Genomic DNA, 17,463 nt, shown 5'->3' on the forward strand with positions numbered 1-17,463 from the left:
ACGCCGAGGAAGCCCGCCGCGCGGCAAAGGCCCCCACTCCGCCCGCTTGGGGGCGGATACCTCAAATCTCAGGGCAACGGCATGAGTTGGTGCTGCGGGGCCCCTTCGACGGGCGACCGAGGCAGCCACAGCCACCCAGCCAGTGAGCTGGATGGCTGGTCGGCCAGGTGTCAGGCGACGCGGCGAGCCCTTCGAGGTCGCCGCGGTGTTCCTCGTCCACCTCGATACGTACGGGATGGACGTCTGCCACCTTGCGGATCTCCCGGGTGGCGATGGAGACGGCTTCCAGGAGCGTGGACGCTTCGATGTGGCACATCGATTCCATCCTGCTGGTCCCGGGAGGCCTTTGGTCTGGCCGTTGCTGCCGTCCACGAGCAGGTCATCGGCCCCGGGCCAGTAGTTCCAAGCGCGCTCTCCCTCGTCCGTCAGCCCCGGTTCATGATCAGCGTGAACTCCCAGGTGCGCACTGCTGCCTCCTCACGTGTGCATCTTCTTGTGCTTGGTCACGAATTCCTTGAGTCGTTTGGCGGCGACGTCTGAGTCGCGAGGGGTGCTGGAGATCCGTTCTCGGTCGCCGCAGGTGCAGCAGATCAGCCACCCCCACAGGTGTCCGTGGTGGATCTCCTCGACCTTGGACCCCGTTGACGAAGAGTCCGTCGGCGCACACGGAGAGTAGTGAGTTGGTGGGGGTGGACCACGACCGATCCCCGTTCCGGGCAAGCACGGTGCGACTTCTCGCGAGCGCGCTCGACGCCCGCGTCGGTCAGGGATTGAGGTCGATCACCCGGACCGGTTTGCCCAGCCAGTTCTGGAGAGCGGTCGTGGCGACGTAGGCGCCGGTGGGTCGGTCGGGGCTGGGCTGGACCGCGTGCAGGGTGTGGGCGGTGCCCCAGGTGGTGTCCTCGGCGACGGCGAGCGCCGCGGGCAGGTCGAGTTCCAGGACGGTGATGCCGGGGAGCTGGGCGATGTGGGTGCCGGTGCCGGGGCGGTCGCGGTCGGCTTCGACGAGGGCGCAGGCGGTGGTGTAGAGGTACCAGTCCGCCTCGGCGTGGGCCCGGTGGATGAGGCGGGAGGCGAGCAGGTTGCCGCCGATGGCCGCGAGCCCTGAGGTGTCGAGGACGACGTGGACGGGTTCGGGCATGATCAGGCGGCCCTCGCGGCGTTCAGGCGGCGGTCGAGTTCGGCGTCGAGGGCCTCGGTCTCGGCGCCGGTGGGGTTGTAGCCGGTCCACTCGTGCAGCACCGCCCTGGCCTTCTCGGCCCGCTCGGCGCGCTCGGCGGGGGTGCGCACGTCGTCGGCGAGGCGGGACAGGTAGGCGCGCAGGGACAGGCCCTCGGCCTCGGCGACCTCGGCGAGACGGTCACGGGCCTCGGTGGGGATACGGATGTTGGCGTCGGCCATGGTGGCGCTCCTTTCCATACCCCCAGGGTACGGGTACGCACCCGTACCCGTACCCTTTTCAGGACACCCAGAGCAACCCCTCCGGCGCCCCCGGCAACCGATGCCCGAGCAGCGACCGCAGCCGTCCGTACGAGGAAGAGTCGCCGGCCAGGACTCCGCCCAGGAGTGTGCCGCCCGTCGCGTCCAGGACCAGCTTCGCGTAGCGGTCGCCGTCGCCGGAGGTGTGGGCGTACTCCACCGCGCCCGCCGTCCGCGCGTGGGCGTCGCCGAAGCTCGCCACCGCCACGCCGAGGAGCTTGAGCTCGGTCGACAGGTCGGGGTCCGAGAGCGGGGCGGGGGAGTCGCCGGTCAGGGTCGACGCGACTGATTCCGCCATCCGGTAGCCCGGTGTGACCAGGCCGAAGCAGCGGCCGTCGACCGCCGCGCACTCGCCGACCGCCCAGATCCGGTCGTCCGCCGTACGGCAGTGCCCGTCCACGTGGAAGCCGCCGCGCTCGCCCGTGCGCAGGCCCGCGTCCGCGGCGAGTTCGTCGCGGGGGCGGACGCCCGTGGAGAACACGACGAGCGAGGTGTCCAGGACCGTGCCGTCGGCCAGGGTCGCCGAGCGGACCGTGCCGTCCGGGCCCGCGTCCACCGACTTGAGCCCCACCCCGCAGTGCGGCGCCACCCCGAGTTCCGTGACCAGGCGCGCCAGGACCGCGCCGCCGCCCTCGTCCAGCTGCAGCGGCATCAGCCACGGCGCGCCCTCCACGACGTGCGGGCGCATGCCGAGGGCCTGCAGCGCGCCCGCGGCCTCCAGGCCGAGCAGGCCGCCGCCGACGACCACACCCGTATGTCCGGGGCGGGCCGCCGCGCGGATCGCGGCCACGTCGGCGAGGGTGCGGTAGACGTGGCAGCCCGGCAGGTCGTGGCCGGGTACCGGCGGTACGAAGGGCCGGGAGCCGGTGGCCAGGACCAGGGCGTCGTACCGCACCCGCGCACCGTCCGCGCAGAGCACCTCCCGCGCCTCGCGGTCGATGCGCGCCGCGCGCGTCGCGAGGCGCAGCTCCACGCCGTCGTCGGACGCGAAGTCCGCGCCGGGCAGCGACAGTTGGGCCTCCGGGGCGCCGCGGGCCCGCTCCGACAGATGCAGCCGGTCGTACGCCGGTACCGGTTCCTCGGCGAGGACGATCACCCGCCAGGAGCCGTTACGGTCGCGGGCGCGCAGCTCCCGTACGAACCGGTGGCCGACCATGCCGTGGCCGATCACGACCAGGACCTTGCTCATGCGGTGACCGCTTCCTCTCGCCGTCCGAACTCCGTGCACCAGCGGCGCAGTTCGTCGCCGCAGCTGCCGCATCCGGTGCTCGCGCGGGTGGCGGCGGTCAGTGCGGCCGGGGTGCGGGCGCCGGACCGCCACGCGGCCTCCAGATCGGTGCCGGTGACGTTGCTGCAGTGGCACACCACGACATCGCCGGGCAGCTCCTCGCCCGCGTACTCGGGCGCCGCGCCGAGCAGCAGCGCGAGCCGGTCGGCGGGCACCGGCTCGCCGCGCTGGTAGAGCCGCGCCACCGCCGCGATGGCCCGGTCCAGGCCGAGCAGCACCGCGCCGCACACCCGGTTGTCGCGCAGCGAGAGCCGGGCGTACCGGCCGCGCGCCGCGTCCGCGAGTACCACCGTCTCGTCCGCGCCGTCCGGGGCGCCGAGCCGTACGAGGTCCAACTCCCGGGCGCGCAGGCGCAGTACGGGCCGGGACCGGGCGGGTGGGGAGTCGTCGCCGGTCAGGAGCAGGGCAAGGGTCTCGGCCTGCTCCCAGGCCGTCCTATGGCCGCCGTACGAGCCGGAGGGTCCGGCGGGCCGCGCGCAGTCGCCGATGGCGTGCACGCGCGGGTCGCCGGTGCGCAGCGCGTCGTCGACGAGGACGCCGCCGTCCACCGCGAGCCCCGCCGACCGGGCGAGCCCGTCGCGCGGCGTCACGCCCGTGCACAGCAGCAGGTCGTACGCGGCCACCCACCGGCCGTCGTCCAGGCGCAGCTTGCCGTCCGCGTACGCCTGGGCCGTGCGGCCGAGGCACAGGTCGACGTCCAGGGCGCGCAGGCGCGCGGAGAGCAGCTCGCCCGCGCGCGGGTCGAGATGCCGGTCGAGGGGGTACGGGCCGCGGTGCACCAAGGTCGCGTCCCGGCCGAGGCGGCGCAGCGCGAGCACCGCCTCGACGGCGAGCGGCCCGCCGCCGACGACGGTCACCGGGTCGGTCCCGGCGAGCGCCGCGGTGTCGTCGAGGGTGCGCAACACCCGTATTCCTGAGGGGAGTTGACGGTTCGAGCCGCCGCGGAGCCAGGGCAGGTCGGGGAGGCGCGGCGCGGCGCCGGTGGCGAGGACCAGACGGTCGTACGGATGGCTCCGCCCGTCGTCGGAGTGCACCAGGCGCCGCTCGCGGTCCACCGCCGTGGCCGTTACGCCGAGCAGCAGCCGGACGCCCTCGGGCGCGGCGGGCAGCCGCAGCGCCCCGGACGGCAGTGTCCCGTCGACGACCGACGTCAACAGGGGCCGCTGGTAGGCCGGTTCGGGCTCGGCGCCGAGGACGGTGACCGCGCCCCCGTGGCCGCGTTGGGCCAGGCGTTCCACGAGCCGGTGCGCGGCGGGTCCGTACCCGGCGACCACGATCCGCTCAGCCGTATCCACATCCACATCCGCATCCGCATCCGCATCCGACATGCTCACCGCGCCGCCTCGATCCGTACCGCGCACACCTTGAACTCCGGCATCCTGCTGCGCGGGTCCAGGGCGGCGTGCGTGAACAGGTTGGCGCGCCCCTCGCCAGGAAAGTGGAACGGCACGAACACGGTGTCCGTGCGCAGGCTCGCCTCGTACCGCACTTTCGCGAGGACGGCGCCACGGGCCGAACTCACCCGTGCGAGCTGCCCGTCGGCGAGAGAGGCGCGCGCCGCGGTGTCCGGATGCACCTCGACGTACGGCTCCGGCGCGGCCTCGGTCAGCTCGGCGACGCGGCGGGTCTGCGCGCCCGACTGGTACTGGGCGAGCACCCGGCCCGTCGTCGCGTACAGCGGGAAGTCCGGGCTCGGCAGCTCCGCCGCGTCCCGGTGCTCCACCGCCTGGAAGCGGGCCCGGCCGCCGGGGTGCGCGAAGCCGTCGAGGAACAGCCGCGGCGTGCCCGAACTCCCTTCGGGGCAGGGCCAGTACAGCTCCTCGCCGCGGTCCAGGCGCTCGTAGCTGACGCCCGAGTAGTCGGCCGGGCCGCCCGCGGTGGCCGCGCGCAGCTCCTCGAACACCTCGCGCGGGCGGCGCGGATAGCGTGCGGCGGGCTCGCCGAGCCGGACCGCGAGGCCGTGCAGCACATCGAGGTCGCCGCGGACGCCGGGCGGCGGGTCGAGCAGCCTGCGCCGTCGAAGCACCCGGCCCTCCAGGTTGGTGAGCGTGCCCTCCTCCTCGGCCCACTGCGCCACCGGCAGCACCACATCGGCCATCCGGGCCGTCTCGGACGGCACGAAGTCGGCCACCACCAGCAGATCGAGCGCGCCGAGCCGCCGCGCGATCCGGCCCGCGTCCGGCGCCGACACCACCGGATTGGAGCCGAGGACGAGCAGCGCCCGCGGCCCGCCGTCGGTGCCGAGCGCGTCGAGGAGCTCGTACGCGCTGCGCCCCGGACCCGGCAGCCGCTCCGGGTCCACGCCCCACACCCGCGCCACGTGCGCGCGGGCCGCCGGGTCGGTCAGGGAGCGGTAGCCGGGCAGCTGGTCGGCCTTCTGGCCCAGCTCGCGCCCGCCCTGACCGTTGCCCTGCCCGGTGAGGGTGCCGAATCCGCTGCCCTCGCGGCCGGGCAGCCCCAGGGCGAGGGAGAGGTTGATGAACGCCGCGACCGTGTCGCTGCCCTTGCTGTGCTGCTCGGCGCCGCGCCCGGTGAGCACATACGCCCGCTCCGCCTCGGCCAACATCCGTACGGCGGAACGGAGTTCGGACACCGCCACCCCGGTGACGGCCTCGACGCGTTCCGGCCACCAGGTGACGGCGCGCGCCCAGGTCTCGTCGAAGCCCTCGGTGCGCTCGCCCAGATACGTCTTGTCCACGTGCCCGTCGGTGACCGCGAGGTGCAGCAGGCCGAGGGCGAGCGCGAGGTCCGTGCCCGGCGTCGGCTGCAGGTGCAGCGCGGCGCGCGCGGCGGTGCGGGTGCGCCGGGGGTCGATGACGATCAGGTCGGCCCGGTCGAGGTGGCGCAGGAGCGGCGGCATGGTCTCGGCCGGGTTGGCGCCGGCGAGCAGCACCACGTCCGCGTCGCCCAGGTCGGTGACCGGGAACGGCAGCCCCCGGTCCACGCCGAACGCGGCGTTCTGGGCGGCGGCCGCCGAGGACATGCAGAAGCGGCCGTTGTAGTCGATCTGGCTCGTGCCGAGCGCGAGGCGGGCGAACTTGCCGAGCGCGTACGCCTTCTCGTTGGTGAGCCCGCCGCCGCCGAACACCGCGAGGGCCTCGGGGCCGTGCTCGTCGCGGATCTCTCCGAGCCGCCGCGCGACCAGGTCGAGCGCCTCGTCCCAGCCCGCCGGGGCGAGCTGTCCGTCGGCGCCGCGCACCAGCGGGGTGGTGAGCCGGTCCGGCACGTCGAGCACGGCCGGCGCGGTCCACCCCTTCTGGCACAGGCCGCCCTGGTTCACGGGGAAGTCCGGGTCGGGGGATACGGATACGGCACCGCGGGCGCCGCCGAGGAGCGTGCCGCACTGCAGGGCGCAGTACGGGCAGTGCGTCCTCGTGCCCGCAGGGGAGGTCTCGGACACGGTCACATCCGTGCCCGCACGGGAGGTCTCGGCCACGGTCACACCCGTCCCGCCGTCTTCGGCCGCACCGGCTCCACACCGGTCACGGCGGGCTCCTCGCGGCGGCGCAGATACACGGCCCAGGTGACGGCCAGGCACACCGCGTAGTAGCCGAGGAACACGGCGAACGCGACGGTGCCCGATCCGGAGGACCCGTACGCCGTGCGGAACGCCAGGTTGATGGCGACACCGCCGAGCGCGCCGACCGCGCCCGCGATCCCGATCAGCGCCCCGGAGAGCCTGCGCGAGCGGGCGAACGCCGCGGCGGCGTCCTCGCCCGAGGAGATCGCGCGCTCCGCCTCCCGGGTGTGCACGGCGGGGATCATCTTGTAGGTCGACCCGTTGCCGATGCCGCCGAGCACGAAGAGGACCGTGAACGCCGCCACGAACCACGGGAACGAGCCCGTGACCGACGCGGCGAGCAGTCCCGCCGTACCGGCCGCCATGGCCACGAAGTTGACGAACGTGACCCGCGCCCCGCCCCACCGGTCGGCCAGCTTGCCGCCCACCGGACGGGACAGCGAACCGAGCAGCGGGCCGAGGAACGTGTACGAGGCCGCCTGCAGCGCGCTCGCCCCGAACTCGCTCTGCAGCACCAGGCCGAAGGCGAAGCCGTACCCGATGAACGAGCCGAACGTGCCGATGTAGAGCAGCGAGATCCACCAGGTGTGCCGGTGCCGGGCGGCCTCCCGCAGCGCCCCCGGCTCCCTGGGCAGCGCCGGCAGGTTGTCCATGCGCAGCGCCGCGCCCAGGGAGACGAGCACGATCAGCGGCAGGTACACGGCCGCCACGTACGAGGGATGGCTGTCGCCCGCCGTGGTGATCACGAGCAGGCCGAGCAGCTGCACCACGGCCACACCGAGGTTGCCGCCGCCCGCGTTGATGCCGAGCGCCCAGCCCTGGTGGCGCTGCGGATAGAAGGCGGTGATGTTCGTCATCGACGAGGCGAAGTTGCCGCCGCCGACGCCCGCGAGGGCCCCGATCAGGAGGAACACCCACAGCGGCGTCTGGGGCCGCTGCACGAAGTACGTCGCGAGCCCGGCCGGCACGAGCAGCACCGCCGAGGCGAACACCGTCCAGTTGCGGCCGCCGAACCGTGCGACGGCGGCGCTGTACGGCAGTCTGAGCAGCGCGCCGACCAGCGTCGGCACCACTACGAGCAGGAACTTCTCGGACGGCGTGAAGGTGAAGCCGATGTCCGGCGACATGAAGAGCACCAGGACCGACCAGAGGCTCCACACCGAGAACCCGACGTGCTCCGAGAACACCGACAGGACCAGGTTGCGGCGGGCCGTGAACCGTCCCTCGCGCTGCCAGAAGACCTCGTCCTCGGGGTCCCAGTGCGTGAGTACGTGCTTGCTCCGTCCCATCACGCCGCCCCGCGTTCCAGGGCCCGGTCGACCAGGTGGTGTGCCCCGCCGGTGTAGCGCACCGGGTCGCACAGCTCCACCAACTCCCTTGCCTTGAACCGTTCTTGGATCCCGGGCGATGCGGCGAGCACGACCGCGAGGGGCTGCCCGGTGCCCTGTGCCTCCCGTGTGGCCTCGGTGAGCAGCTGCTTCGCGGCCGCCTTGCCGAGCTCCGGCGTGAGGACGGCGGCGATCCGCTCCGACACGAGCTGACTGCCGGTCAGCTCCAGGTTGGCCCGCATCCGCTCCGGCCGTACGACCAGGCCCTGGGCCAGCTCGACGGCGGTGTGCGCGGCGCCGCCCGCGAGGCGCAGGCACTCGCGAAGGAGCAGCCACTCGGCGTGCCACACCCCGCCGGACCGCTCGTCCTCGGTGGTCAGGCACTGCGTCAACGCTCCCGCGAGGGCCGGTACTTGAAGGGCAGCGGCGCGCATCAGGGTGGCGAGTACCGGGTTGCGCTTGTGCGGCATCGCGGAGGAGCTGCCCCGCCCGGCGGCCGTCGGCTCAGCGACCTCGCCGACCTCGGTCCGGGTCAGCGACTGCACGTCGACGGCGATCTTGCCGAGCGCCCCGGCCGTGAACGCCAGGGCCGCCGCGAGGTCCGCCATCGGGGTGCGCAGCGCGTGCCACGGCAGCACCGGCCTGGCCAGGCCCGTCTCGAGGGCGAACGCGTCGACGAGCTGGTCCAGATAAGCCTCCCCGTCGAGCACGCCGTCGTCGTCGACGGGCGTGTCGAGCGCCGCGTACTCCAGATACCCGGCGAGCGTCCCGGCGGCGCCGCCGATCGACACCGGCAGACCGCCCTCGACGAGCCGGTCGATGCGCTCGGCGGCGTCCAGGACCAGCGACCGCCAGCCCGCCGCCTTGAGCCCGAACGTCGTCGGCACCGCGTGCAGGGCCAGGGTCCGCCCGGCCGCCGGCGTGTCGCGGTGGGTGCGGGCCAACTCGCCGAGCGCGTCGGCCACTTGGGCCAGGTCGGCGCGGACGATCCGCAGGGCGCGGGCGGCGACCAGCATCGCGCCCGTGTCGAACACGTCCTGGCTGGTGGAGCCCCGGTGCACATACTCGGCCGCCGCCGGGTCGGACTGCGCGACCCGGGCCGTCAGCGCCCGCACCAGGCCCACCACGGGGTTGGCGGTCTCCCGCGAGTCGAGCGCGAGCTCCCGTACGGCGAAGTCCTCGGCCCGCGCCACCTCGGTGATCAGGTCCGCGACGTCCTTCGGCACCGTGCCGAGCCGCGCCTGCGCGCGGGCCAGAGCGGCCTCGGCGTCCAACATGCCCTGCAGCCACGCCTCGTCGGACACGGCCGCCTCGACCGGAGTCCCGGCCCGCACGGGAGCCAGGAGTCCCGAATCCGAGGGCCCGCTCATACGATCACCCCGGGCAGCTCCGCGTCCGATACCGTCGGCCGCACCCCGGCCGGCACCTGCGCCACCGGCGGCAGGGACAGCGCCGCGCGGGCGATCGCGTCGGAGTCGCCGAGCGTCACCGAGTCCACGCCCGGCCGGATCCCGGCGGCCGTGACCCAGTGCACCGACTCGGTCGGCACGCCGTACGCGAACCGCCGCGGATGCGCCTGCCCCTTCCCGTCCACCAGCCGGTACGGCCGCTCCGTGACGGCGAGCCCACCCGTCTCGTACGTCGTGCCGAGGGCACCGTCGATGCGGTACGGGGCCGCCTGGTCGGTGTTGAGGAGGTGCTGGAGCAGCGGGTCGGCGGTGCGGCGCAGGTCGGGCTCGGGCAGCCGCGCCTCGATCAGGACCGTCGCCGGCACCGGCTCGCCCGGCACGGACGGCGACTCGGCGACGAACCGCGGTGCCGTCGGGTCGACCCGCACCTGCGTGCCGGGGCCGGTCAGCGTGAGCACCCCGGCCTCGATCAGCGCGGCCATCTCCTCGATCCGGGAGGCGGGCGGGCCGATCGACAGGAACGCGTTGAGCGGCGTGTACCAGCCCTCCAGGTCGTCGCGGTGCGAGTCGCCGTCGAGGCCGCCGTGGTCGACGGCGAGCCGGATCTCGTTGCGCAGGTCCCGCAGCACGTCGAGGGCCGCCTTCAGCGGGCCGCTGACATTGCCCTGCCGGGCGGCCCGCACATCGTCGGCGAGATGGCCGAGCAGCCACCGCGCGAAGTCGTCGCGGTCGGTGAACTCCCGCTCCCCGTAAGGCCGCGACAGCTTCTCCCAGTCCCAGCGGACCTCGTCCTCGAAGCCGAACTCGGCGAGGAGACCCGCGAGGTCACCGTCCGGCTCCAGGGCCAGATAGCGCTCGGTGAACTCCTCGCGGGCGTGGTCCTGGCCGCGCTGGACGAGCAGCGCGCCGTAGTAGACGCTCTCCACCTCGCGCGAGATCAGCGGCCACAGGTCCTGGGTGAACGACACCCCGCCGCCCTGCGGGCCGCGGCGCCGCAGCCGCCGGATGAAGCCGGGCGTGAGCAGCCTCGGGAAGTAACGCCCGTGCGGGCCCTTCTCGTTGTCGCCGCGCGCGTGGTACGGGATGCCGCGCCGGGAGAACGCGTACAGCTTCGGCTCCTGCCCCGACGCGCGGTACGTCAGCTTTCCGCCCTCGCGTACGAAGGTGCCGCCGCGGCCCGCCGTGAACAGGGCCATGTAGTCGAAGAAGTTGAGGCCGAGCCCGCGAAGCAGCACGTTCTGGCCCGGCAGGATCCCGGCGAGGTCCACGTCGGCGGGGTTGACCGGCGTGATGTACGTCAGGTGGTGGATGCGGGCCAGGGCGGCCGCGCGCTCCTCGCGCGCCGAGAGCCGGGCCGGCACATGCCCCAACGCCAGGACCACACCGTCGAGCCGGTTGAGCCGGGTGCCGTCCTCCAGGCGCACGCCCTGCGGCCCGCCGGGCACGCCGTGCACGTCGGACATCGCCACCGCCCGCGACCTGTGCACCCGAACCGTCACATGCTCGGGCGCGCGCTCGACCAGACGCTGGAAGCAGTCGTGCAGGTACTCGCCGTAGAGGGCCCGCGTGGGGTACGAGTCGGGGCCGAGGGCGCGGGCCTCGCGCAGCGTCGCCGGGCCGTAGTCGCCGAAGGAGGCGAGCAGCGCCAGGGACTGGGCCCACTCGTACAGGCTCGGGCCGCCCTCGACCGGCCCGTCGATGCGCGACGAGTCGTCGGTGAAGACGGTGATCTGGGAGGCGACGGTGTTCATCAGGAGCTGCCGTGACTGGTCGGCGCGCCACACCGCACCCGCACCCGGCGCATGGGGGTCGACCACATGCACTGTTACCGCCTCGTGCCGCCGCCCCTCGCGCTCGTTGGCCAACAGCCTTTCGAGGACGGAGAGTCCACGCGGACCGGCTCCGACTATGCACAGTTCGACATGACTACCACTCACGCGGACTCTCCGTTTCGTATCCGGTGTGCGCCTCCTGGATCCCGTGTCTCCGGCTCCGGTCGGCACTGACCGGGCCGCGGCGCCTTCAGGCCGCAGGTGCGGGCCGCGCTGCAGGGCGGACTGGTGGGAGGGGCTTCAGTGGAGAGCCTGCGGAGGGGCCGGTGCGCCGGTCAAAGCTGCGCCGGAGCGTCCGTCAAGTCGCCCGGCCCACCGCGGCGTCGCACCCCGGCACAGCGCAACGGGCGCAACGGATCCGGGCCCGCGAGCGCGCCCGCCACGACCTGACGGACTCAGGAAACGGGCTTTGTCGGGCGTCCGCGCCGTCCTCAGGATGAGGCCATCTGCCGCAGGGGGAGTTGTGCCCCGCGCGGCCGTCGTCCACCACCGAGGGAGCTCGCTCACCATGACCAACGTCGCCGTTATCTACTACTCGTCCACCGGCAACGTGCACCGTCTCGCCGAGGCCGCTGCCGCGTCCGCCGAGAAGGCCGGCGCTGACGTGCGGCTCCGCAAGGTCGTCGAGCTGGCGCCGGAGTCGGCCATCGCGTCGAACGAGGGCTGGGCCGCGCATGTCGCCGCCACCCGCGACATCCCCGAGGCCACCCTCGCCGACGTCGAGTGGGCCGACGTCATCCTCTTCGGCACCCCGACCCGCTTCGGCCTCCCGGCCGCCCAGCTCAAGCAGTTCATCGACACCACCGGCGGCCTGTGGTTCCAGGGCAAGCTGGTCAACAAGGTGGTCTCGTCGTTCGCCTCCACCTCCAGCACCCACGGTGGCCAGGAGAGCACGATCCTCGCCCTGAACAACACCTTCTACCACTGGGGCGCGATCATCGTCCCGCCCGGCTTCGCCGACCCGATCCAGTTCGAGCAGGCCAACGGCAACCCGTACGGCGCCAGCAGCGTCTCGGACAACCAGGGCGACAACGTCCACCCGGACAACCTGGCCTCGATCGAGTTCCAGGCCCGCCGCGCCACCGCCATCGCGACCGCCCTGCAGCGCGGGCTCGCGCAGGCCTGACCGCCGCGTGCCCGGCGCTCCGGCCACCGCCGTGGCCGGAGCGCCGCCGCGGCCCGAGCGCCGCCCCACCCACCGCAGCGACGTGCCCCGCGCACGTGAGGATCGACGTGCCCCGCGCACGTGAGGAGAGAGGCGAGGGGTCGTCATGACCGCAGACCACGAGAAGCAGGCCACACCCGCTCCGTTCGCCGCCACCGTCGTCATGATGTCCGTCGTCGCCGCCCTGGTCGTCGGACAGACCTTCGTCACGATCCCGCTCATGCCCGAACTCGCCGGGGCCTGGGGCGTACCGCAGGGATCGGTGGCCTGGACCACCTCCGCCTTCGCCATCGCCTACGCCTGCGGCTCCCTCGCCAGCGGCCCCCTCTCCCAGCGCTACGGCACCCGCGCCGTACTGACCGGCTGCGTCGCCGCGCTCGCCGTCGCAACGGCCCTCGTCCCGCTCGCTCCCGACCTCACCTGGGCCTCCGCGCTGCGCGCCCTCCAGGGCGTGGTGGCCGGCTCGTTCGTGCCCATGTCGTACGCCTACCTGGGCGAGCGCGTGCCGCAGCACCGGCTGCCGCTGGCGCTGACCACCGTCAACTGCGCCGCTTCCTCCACCGTCGTCACCGGCCAGCTCCTGGGGCAGGTCGTCGGGTCCGCCCTGGGCTGGCGCGCGGTGTTCCTGGTCTGCGCGCCGCTGCTCGCCGTCGGCGCGCTCGCCGTGCGCAAGGTCATGCTGCCCGACCCACCGCGCGCGCCCCGGACGAGCGCCACGGCGGCGGGCGGCGGCGCCCGCGTCCTCGTCTCGTCCCGGCTGCTGCCGCTGTACGTCGTGACGCTGCCCCTGGTCGGCAGCCTCACCACCATCTACACCGCGGTCCAGCTGTACGGTCCCGCCGAACTGGTGGGCGATTCCGGTGCGATGCTGAGCCTGCGCGCCAGTGCCCTGCCCGCCATGGTCGTGGCCGTGCTGCTGGCCCCGCTGCTCGGCCGGATCCCCGCACTGCCGCGGGCGGCGCTCTCCCTCGTCGTCGCGGCCGGCGGTCTCGCCGCCACCGCCTCGACCGGTGACAGCACCCTGGCGCTCGGCGCGGCCCTGTTCGTCTTCGTCCTGGCGATATCCACGGTCGGCCCGGCCGTCGTCCAGGCGATCGGCGCGAGCGCCGGGGCGGCCCGCGGCATCGCCATCGCCGTGTACGGCTTCGTCCTCAACCTCGGCTCCGGCATCGGCGCCCAACTCCCGCTGGCCATAGAGGACTTGGGGTCCGTCGCGCTGATCACCGCGGGCTTCCTCGCGGTCTGCGTCCTCCTGGTCACCTTCGCCCACCGGTCCGCGAAGCGGCGCCGCGGGCGGCACGCGGGCGCCCGGCACACCGGTGTGCGCCACCCGGCCGGCCGCCCGGCGGGCCGGCACGCGAGCGGCCGCCGCCGCACCGGGGCGACCCCCGTCGAACCGCGGTCCGGCCCGCAGCAACCCGGCCCCGACCAGGGCGACTTCCCGTACGACGGCTACGGATACGACGTGCCCGGTGATCCCTGGTACGCGGACACGGGCCACGTACCCGGCCACGCAGACTCCGGCTACGCCGTGCCCGGTCACGCCGAGCGCGGATACGCCTGGCCCGCCTACCCGGTGCCCGCGTACTCCGGCCCGGAGTACCTGGGGCCGGAGAACGCCGCCCCCGGCGACGGCTTCGACTACTTCTCGCGCTCCGCACCCGGCACCGGCCGCTACGACGACGGCCGTTCGGCGCCCGCGTACGCGACGGACCAGGCCGACTCCGACTTCGCGTACCCCGTCCCGAGCCACCCGGGCACGCCGCACGCCGACGCCACGTACCCGGAACCGGCATACCGCGGACCGGCGCACCCCGGACCGGCGCACCCCCAGCAAGCCCCGCCGCGCGCCCGCACCGGAGCACGCCCGTGAACGGTGACCGCCCGCACCACCACGAACCGCCCGAGCTGCGCGCCCGCGCCGCCGCCGGGGAGACCTCCGCGCACAAGCCGCCGCACCCGGAGCGCCGGCGCCGCGCCATCGCCGTACTCCCGCAGCTTGCCGACCCCGTACCGATGCCGCCGGGTGAGCCGCCGCGTACCGCCAGCACGAAGGCGCAGCGCGGCGAACCCGCCCGGCTCCGCGACCAGTTGGAGCACCCCGCATGACGGACCACACCACCGCCTCGTCCGCGCCCGGCGCCGACGACGCGAAGACCACCGATCACACCGACCCGAGCGCGGGGCCCGAGCACACCGGCCACCCCGGCCACTCCGGCCACCCCGGCCACCCCGGCCGTTCCGGCGGCGACGTGGACGTTCTCGTCGTCGGCTCCGGACCCACCGGCCTGCTCGCCGCGACCGAACTCCTGCGCCGCGGCGTCCGGGTGCGGGTCATCGACCGCGACACTGAGCCGATGCACGTCCCCAAGGCGCTGTCGCTGTGGCCCCGGGCCATCGACGTACTCGACGACCTGGGCCTGGGCGACGGGCTGCGCAAGGCGTCCGTCCGGGTCAACGCGTGGAGCTACTTCTCCGAGCGCCGCCCCCTCGCCTCCTTCCAGATGCCCGCCGAGTACGCGTCCCGCAGCCTGCCCCAGTACGAGACGGAGCGGCTGCTCACCGAGCGCTTCCATGCACTCGGCGGCAAGACCGAACGCGGTGTGCGGCTGCTCGCCGTCGACGACATCGACTACTCCGGCCGGATCGACGCCACCGACGGCGTCACCGCCGTCCTGGAGCACCACGACGGGGTCGTCGAGCGCGTCCGCGTCCCCTTCCTGATCGGCGCCGACGGAGCGGGCAGCGCGGTGCGCGGCCAGCTCGGCACCGGCTTCGAGGGCAGCACCTACGAGATGGCGTTCGCCCTGGTCGACACGCACGTCGAGGGCGACCTGCCGGCCGACGAGATCCGCTTCTACCAGGCGTCGACGGGCACACTCGTCATCGTGCCGATGCCCGACGGCGTCTTCCGCTTCCTGTGCGTGCTGCCGAGCGGCGGCCCGGACGTCAGCGTCGAGATGATGCAGAAACTCGTCGACGAGCGCGGCCCGCGCGGCATCACGCTCACCGACCCGGTCTGGCAGACCGTCTTCCGCGTACACGCCCGGCACGCCACCGACTTCCAGCGCGGCCGCGTCTTCCTCATGGGCGACGCCGCCCATGTGCACAGCCCCGCCGGCGGCCAGGGCATGAACAACGGCCTGCAGGACGCGCACAACCTGGCCTGGAAACTCGCGGCGGTCATCCACGGCGACTCGCCGTCCTCGCTGCTGCACGACTACGGCGCCGAACGCGCCCACATCACCCGGAGAATCGTGCGCGACACGGACATGCAGACACGCGCCTGGATGGCGGGCAGCCGAGCCAAGGTCGTCACCCGCGACGCCCTGTTCCGCCTGGCCGAGCGCACCGGCGCGGCCACCCGCTTCTACGCCCCCGTCATGGCGGGCCGCCGGCTCGCCTACGAAGTGGTCCGCGCCACCCAACTGCCCTCGCGCCGCTCCCACTGCGCCCTGCGCGGCCGGCTCCCCGGCGGGCTGCGGGTCGGCTCCGTCTTCCCCCGGCAGGTCGCCCTCGCCCACGAGATGAGCGGTCCGGAGGCGGACCCGTCCCGGTGGACGCTGGTGGCCGTCACCCCCGACGGCCGCGGTGCCTGGCTCGACGACCTGCACCGGATCGCCGAGCGCCGCGGGCAGCTGCGGCTGCTGCCGCTGCGCCGCAGCGAGCTCACCGCCTTCGGCGCCTGCCGCGAGACCCACTACTACCTGGTCAGGCCGGACGGGCACATCGCCGCGCACGGCCATGAGCGGGACCTGGCCCACCTGGAGGCCGAGTTGGACGAGGTGCTGCTCGTCCGCAGTCCCTGAGGAACGAGGGACGACGTATCCATCGCTTGTGCTGCAAGGAGAGTGCATGAACACCGCCGACACGACCGTGGCCATCGCCTACCACTCCGGCTACGGCCACACCGCCGTCCTCGCCGAGGCCGTGGCGGACGGAGTGGCCGACGCGGGGGCCACGGCCGTGCCGGTGCCCGTGGAGAGCGTGACGCCCGAGCAGTGGGAGGCGCTGGACGCCGCAGACGCCATCGTCTTCGGCGCCCCCACCTACCTGGGCACCGCGTCCGGCGCGTTCCACACCTTCGCCGAGTCGACCTCGCGGCGCTGGGCGGACCGGGTCTGGACGGACAAGGTGGCGGCCGGGTTCACCATCTCCGGGTCGATGAGCGGCGACAAGCTGCACACCCTGCAGTACTTCTCCCTCTTCGCCGCGCAGCACGGCATGCACTGGGTCAACCTCGACCTGCTGCCCGGCTGGAGCGCCAGCACCGCGTCCGAGCACGACCTCAACCGCCTCGGCATCACCCTCGGCGCCGGCGCCCAGACGGACACCGACCGCGGCGCCGAGGACGTCTCCAAGGCCGACGCACAGACCGCCTTCCACCTCGGGGCCCGAGTGGCCCGGGTGGCCGCCGCCCTCACCACCGCGCAGGAGCACGCATGAAGACCGACGAGGCCCCCACCCGCGAACACGTCCGCGCGCCCCAGCACTTCACGGCCCGCGTGCGGGCCGACGGCGCCGACGGCTGGCCGGTGCAGGCCGACCGCTACCGCCTGGTCATCAACCGGGCCTGCCCCTGGGCCCACCGGGTCGTCCTGGCCCGCACGCTCCTCGGCCTCGACCCGGCCGTGCAGCTGGCCCTGACGGACCCGGTACGGGAACTCGTCGCCGGCGATCACCACTGGGTGTTCAGCGAGGAGACCGGCAGCCCCGGCGGCATCGACCCGGTCCTCGGCATCCACGCCCTGCGCGAGGCCTACCTGGCGGCCGAGCCCGACTACACCGGCCGGGTCACCGTGCCCGCCCTGGTCGACATCCCCTCGGGCAAGCTGGTCAGCAACGACTTCGACCAGCTGCTCGTCGACTTCGCCACGGAGTGGCGCGCGGAGCACCGCCCGGGCGCACCCGACCTGTACCCGGCGGGGCTGCGCGAGGAGATCGAGGCGGTCTCGCAGGAGATGCACACCGACCTCAACGACGGCGTGTACCGCGCGGGTTTCGCCCCCTCACAGGAGAGCTACGAGCGCGCGGTGACCCGCCTGTTCGCCTACCTCGACCGCCTGGAACAGCGCCTGACCGACCGCCGCTACCTCGTCGGCGACCGCCTCACCGTCGCCGACCTCCGCCTCTGGCCCACCCTGATCCGCTTCGACGCGGTCTACCACGGCCTGTTCAAGTGCAACGCGCGCCGCATCAAGGACTACCCGGCGCTGTGGGCGTACACCCGCGACCTCTACCAGACCCCCGGCTTCGCGGAAACGGTCGACTTCGACCAGATCAAACGCCACTACTACTACGGCATGACGGGCATCAACCCGACCCGCATCGTGCCGACGGGTCCTGATCTGGGGGAGCTGGGCGGGGCGCATGGGCGGGAGTTGCTCGGCCCCCGAAGCAGCGTGAGCACGGTGGGTGCCTGAGCGGATTCAGATTGTTATT

15 protein-coding genes are annotated in these 17,463 nt (G+C 73.9%); 6 read left to right on the forward strand and 9 right to left on the reverse strand.

Annotated elements, in window-relative coordinates:
• Positions 1–61: 61 nt before the first annotated feature.
• From RCO28_RS33005 to RCO28_RS33045, 9 genes are all read right to left on the reverse strand, one after another.
• Positions 62–316 carry a hypothetical protein gene (locus tag RCO28_RS33005; RefSeq protein ID WP_308945013.1) on the reverse strand — a complete coding sequence of 85 codons (255 nt, stop codon included), beginning with the start codon at positions 314–316 and terminating at the stop codon, positions 62–64.
• A gap of 447 nt (positions 317–763) precedes the next feature.
• Entirely contained in the window at positions 764–1,141 is a 378-nt protein-coding gene (locus RCO28_RS33010) for a hypothetical protein (protein ID WP_308945014.1), read from the reverse strand.
• Positions 1,142–1,143: 2 nt separating this feature from the next.
• Positions 1,144–1,401 carry a hypothetical protein gene (locus tag RCO28_RS33015; RefSeq protein WP_308945015.1) on the reverse strand — a complete coding sequence of 86 codons (258 nt, stop codon included), beginning with the start codon at positions 1,399–1,401 and terminating at the stop codon, positions 1,144–1,146.
• Positions 1,402–1,459: 58 nt separating this feature from the next.
• Entirely contained in the window at positions 1,460–2,668 is a 1,209-nt protein-coding gene (locus tag RCO28_RS33020; protein ID WP_308945016.1) for an FAD-dependent oxidoreductase, read from the reverse strand.
• On the reverse strand, positions 2,665–4,095 hold the full coding sequence (locus RCO28_RS33025; RefSeq protein ID WP_308945018.1) for an FAD-dependent oxidoreductase: 1,431 nt from the start codon (positions 4,093–4,095) through the stop codon (positions 2,665–2,667). The genes RCO28_RS33020 and RCO28_RS33025 overlap by 4 nt, the downstream gene beginning before the upstream one ends.
• Positions 4,096–4,097: 2 nt before the next feature.
• Entirely contained in the window at positions 4,098–6,203 is a 2,106-nt protein-coding gene (locus tag RCO28_RS33030; RefSeq protein ID WP_374991293.1) for a molybdopterin oxidoreductase family protein, read from the reverse strand.
• A gap of 2 nt (positions 6,204–6,205) precedes the next feature.
• A complete protein-coding gene (locus tag RCO28_RS33035) occupies positions 6,206–7,576 on the reverse strand; it encodes a nitrate/nitrite transporter (RefSeq protein ID WP_308945019.1) in 1,371 nt (456 codons plus the stop codon).
• On the reverse strand, positions 7,576–8,985 hold the full coding sequence (locus tag RCO28_RS33040) for a lyase family protein (RefSeq protein WP_308945020.1): 1,410 nt from the start codon (positions 8,983–8,985) through the stop codon (positions 7,576–7,578). Before RCO28_RS33040 ends, RCO28_RS33035 begins: the two co-directional genes overlap by 1 nt.
• Complete coding sequence (locus RCO28_RS33045) at positions 8,982–10,961, reverse strand: FAD/NAD(P)-binding protein (protein ID WP_308945021.1); 1,980 nt, start codon at positions 10,959–10,961, stop codon at positions 8,982–8,984. Before RCO28_RS33045 ends, RCO28_RS33040 begins: the two co-directional genes overlap by 4 nt.
• Positions 10,962–11,364: 403 nt before the next feature.
• Here RCO28_RS33045 and wrbA point away from each other — a divergent pair, with 403 nt between their 5' ends.
• The 6 genes from wrbA (at position 11,365) to RCO28_RS33075 (ending at position 17,444) form a co-directional block, all read left to right on the forward strand.
• A complete protein-coding gene (gene wrbA / locus RCO28_RS33050; RefSeq protein WP_308945022.1) occupies positions 11,365–11,982 on the forward strand; it encodes an NAD(P)H:quinone oxidoreductase in 618 nt (205 codons plus the stop codon).
• A gap of 145 nt (positions 11,983–12,127) precedes the next feature.
• Positions 12,128–13,894 (forward strand): MFS transporter, encoded by a 1,767-nt coding sequence (locus RCO28_RS33055; RefSeq protein WP_308945023.1) that lies wholly within the window; start codon positions 12,128–12,130, stop codon positions 13,892–13,894.
• Complete coding sequence (locus RCO28_RS33060) at positions 13,891–14,130, forward strand: hypothetical protein (protein ID WP_308945024.1); 240 nt, start codon at positions 13,891–13,893, stop codon at positions 14,128–14,130. Before RCO28_RS33055 ends, RCO28_RS33060 begins: the two co-directional genes overlap by 4 nt.
• Positions 14,127–15,830 (forward strand): FAD-dependent monooxygenase, encoded by a 1,704-nt coding sequence (locus tag RCO28_RS33065; RefSeq protein WP_308945025.1) that lies wholly within the window; start codon positions 14,127–14,129, stop codon positions 15,828–15,830. Before RCO28_RS33060 ends, RCO28_RS33065 begins: the two co-directional genes overlap by 4 nt.
• A gap of 46 nt (positions 15,831–15,876) precedes the next feature.
• On the forward strand, positions 15,877–16,467 hold the full coding sequence (locus RCO28_RS33070; protein WP_308945026.1) for a flavodoxin family protein: 591 nt from the start codon (positions 15,877–15,879) through the stop codon (positions 16,465–16,467).
• Entirely contained in the window at positions 16,464–17,444 is a 981-nt protein-coding gene (locus tag RCO28_RS33075; RefSeq protein WP_308945027.1) for a glutathione S-transferase C-terminal domain-containing protein, read from the forward strand. Before RCO28_RS33070 ends, RCO28_RS33075 begins: the two co-directional genes overlap by 4 nt.
• Positions 17,445–17,463 lie beyond the last annotated feature (19 nt).

The sequence above is a fragment of the Streptomyces sp. LHD-70 genome (assembly GCF_031157275.1).
GTDB lineage: Bacteria > Actinomycetota > Actinomycetes > Streptomycetales > Streptomycetaceae > Streptomyces.

Coding starts and splice junctions, on each gene's coding strand:
- RCO28_RS33005 (WP_308945013.1), bottom strand. CDS start 316: ATGTGCCACATCGAAGCGTCCACGCTCCTGGAAGCCGTCTCCATCGCC.
- RCO28_RS33010 (WP_308945014.1), bottom strand. CDS start 1,141: ATGCCCGAACCCGTCCACGTCGTCCTCGACACCTCAGGGCTCGCGGCC.
- RCO28_RS33015 (WP_308945015.1), bottom strand. CDS start 1,401: ATGGCCGACGCCAACATCCGTATCCCCACCGAGGCCCGTGACCGTCTC.
- RCO28_RS33020 (WP_308945016.1), bottom strand. CDS start 2,668: ATGAGCAAGGTCCTGGTCGTGATCGGCCACGGCATGGTCGGCCACCGG.
- RCO28_RS33025 (WP_308945018.1), bottom strand. CDS start 4,095: ATGTCGGATGCGGATGCGGATGCGGATGTGGATGTGGATACGGCTGAG.
- RCO28_RS33035 (WP_308945019.1), bottom strand. CDS start 7,576: ATGGGACGGAGCAAGCACGTACTCACGCACTGGGACCCCGAGGACGAG.
- RCO28_RS33040 (WP_308945020.1), bottom strand. CDS start 8,985: ATGAGCGGGCCCTCGGATTCGGGACTCCTGGCTCCCGTGCGGGCCGGG.
- wrbA (WP_308945022.1), top strand. CDS start 11,365: ATGACCAACGTCGCCGTTATCTACTACTCGTCCACCGGCAACGTGCAC.
- RCO28_RS33055 (WP_308945023.1), top strand. CDS start 12,128: ATGACCGCAGACCACGAGAAGCAGGCCACACCCGCTCCGTTCGCCGCC.
- RCO28_RS33065 (WP_308945025.1), top strand. CDS start 14,127: ATGACGGACCACACCACCGCCTCGTCCGCGCCCGGCGCCGACGACGCG.
- RCO28_RS33070 (WP_308945026.1), top strand. CDS start 15,877: ATGAACACCGCCGACACGACCGTGGCCATCGCCTACCACTCCGGCTAC.
- RCO28_RS33075 (WP_308945027.1), top strand. CDS start 16,464: ATGAAGACCGACGAGGCCCCCACCCGCGAACACGTCCGCGCGCCCCAG.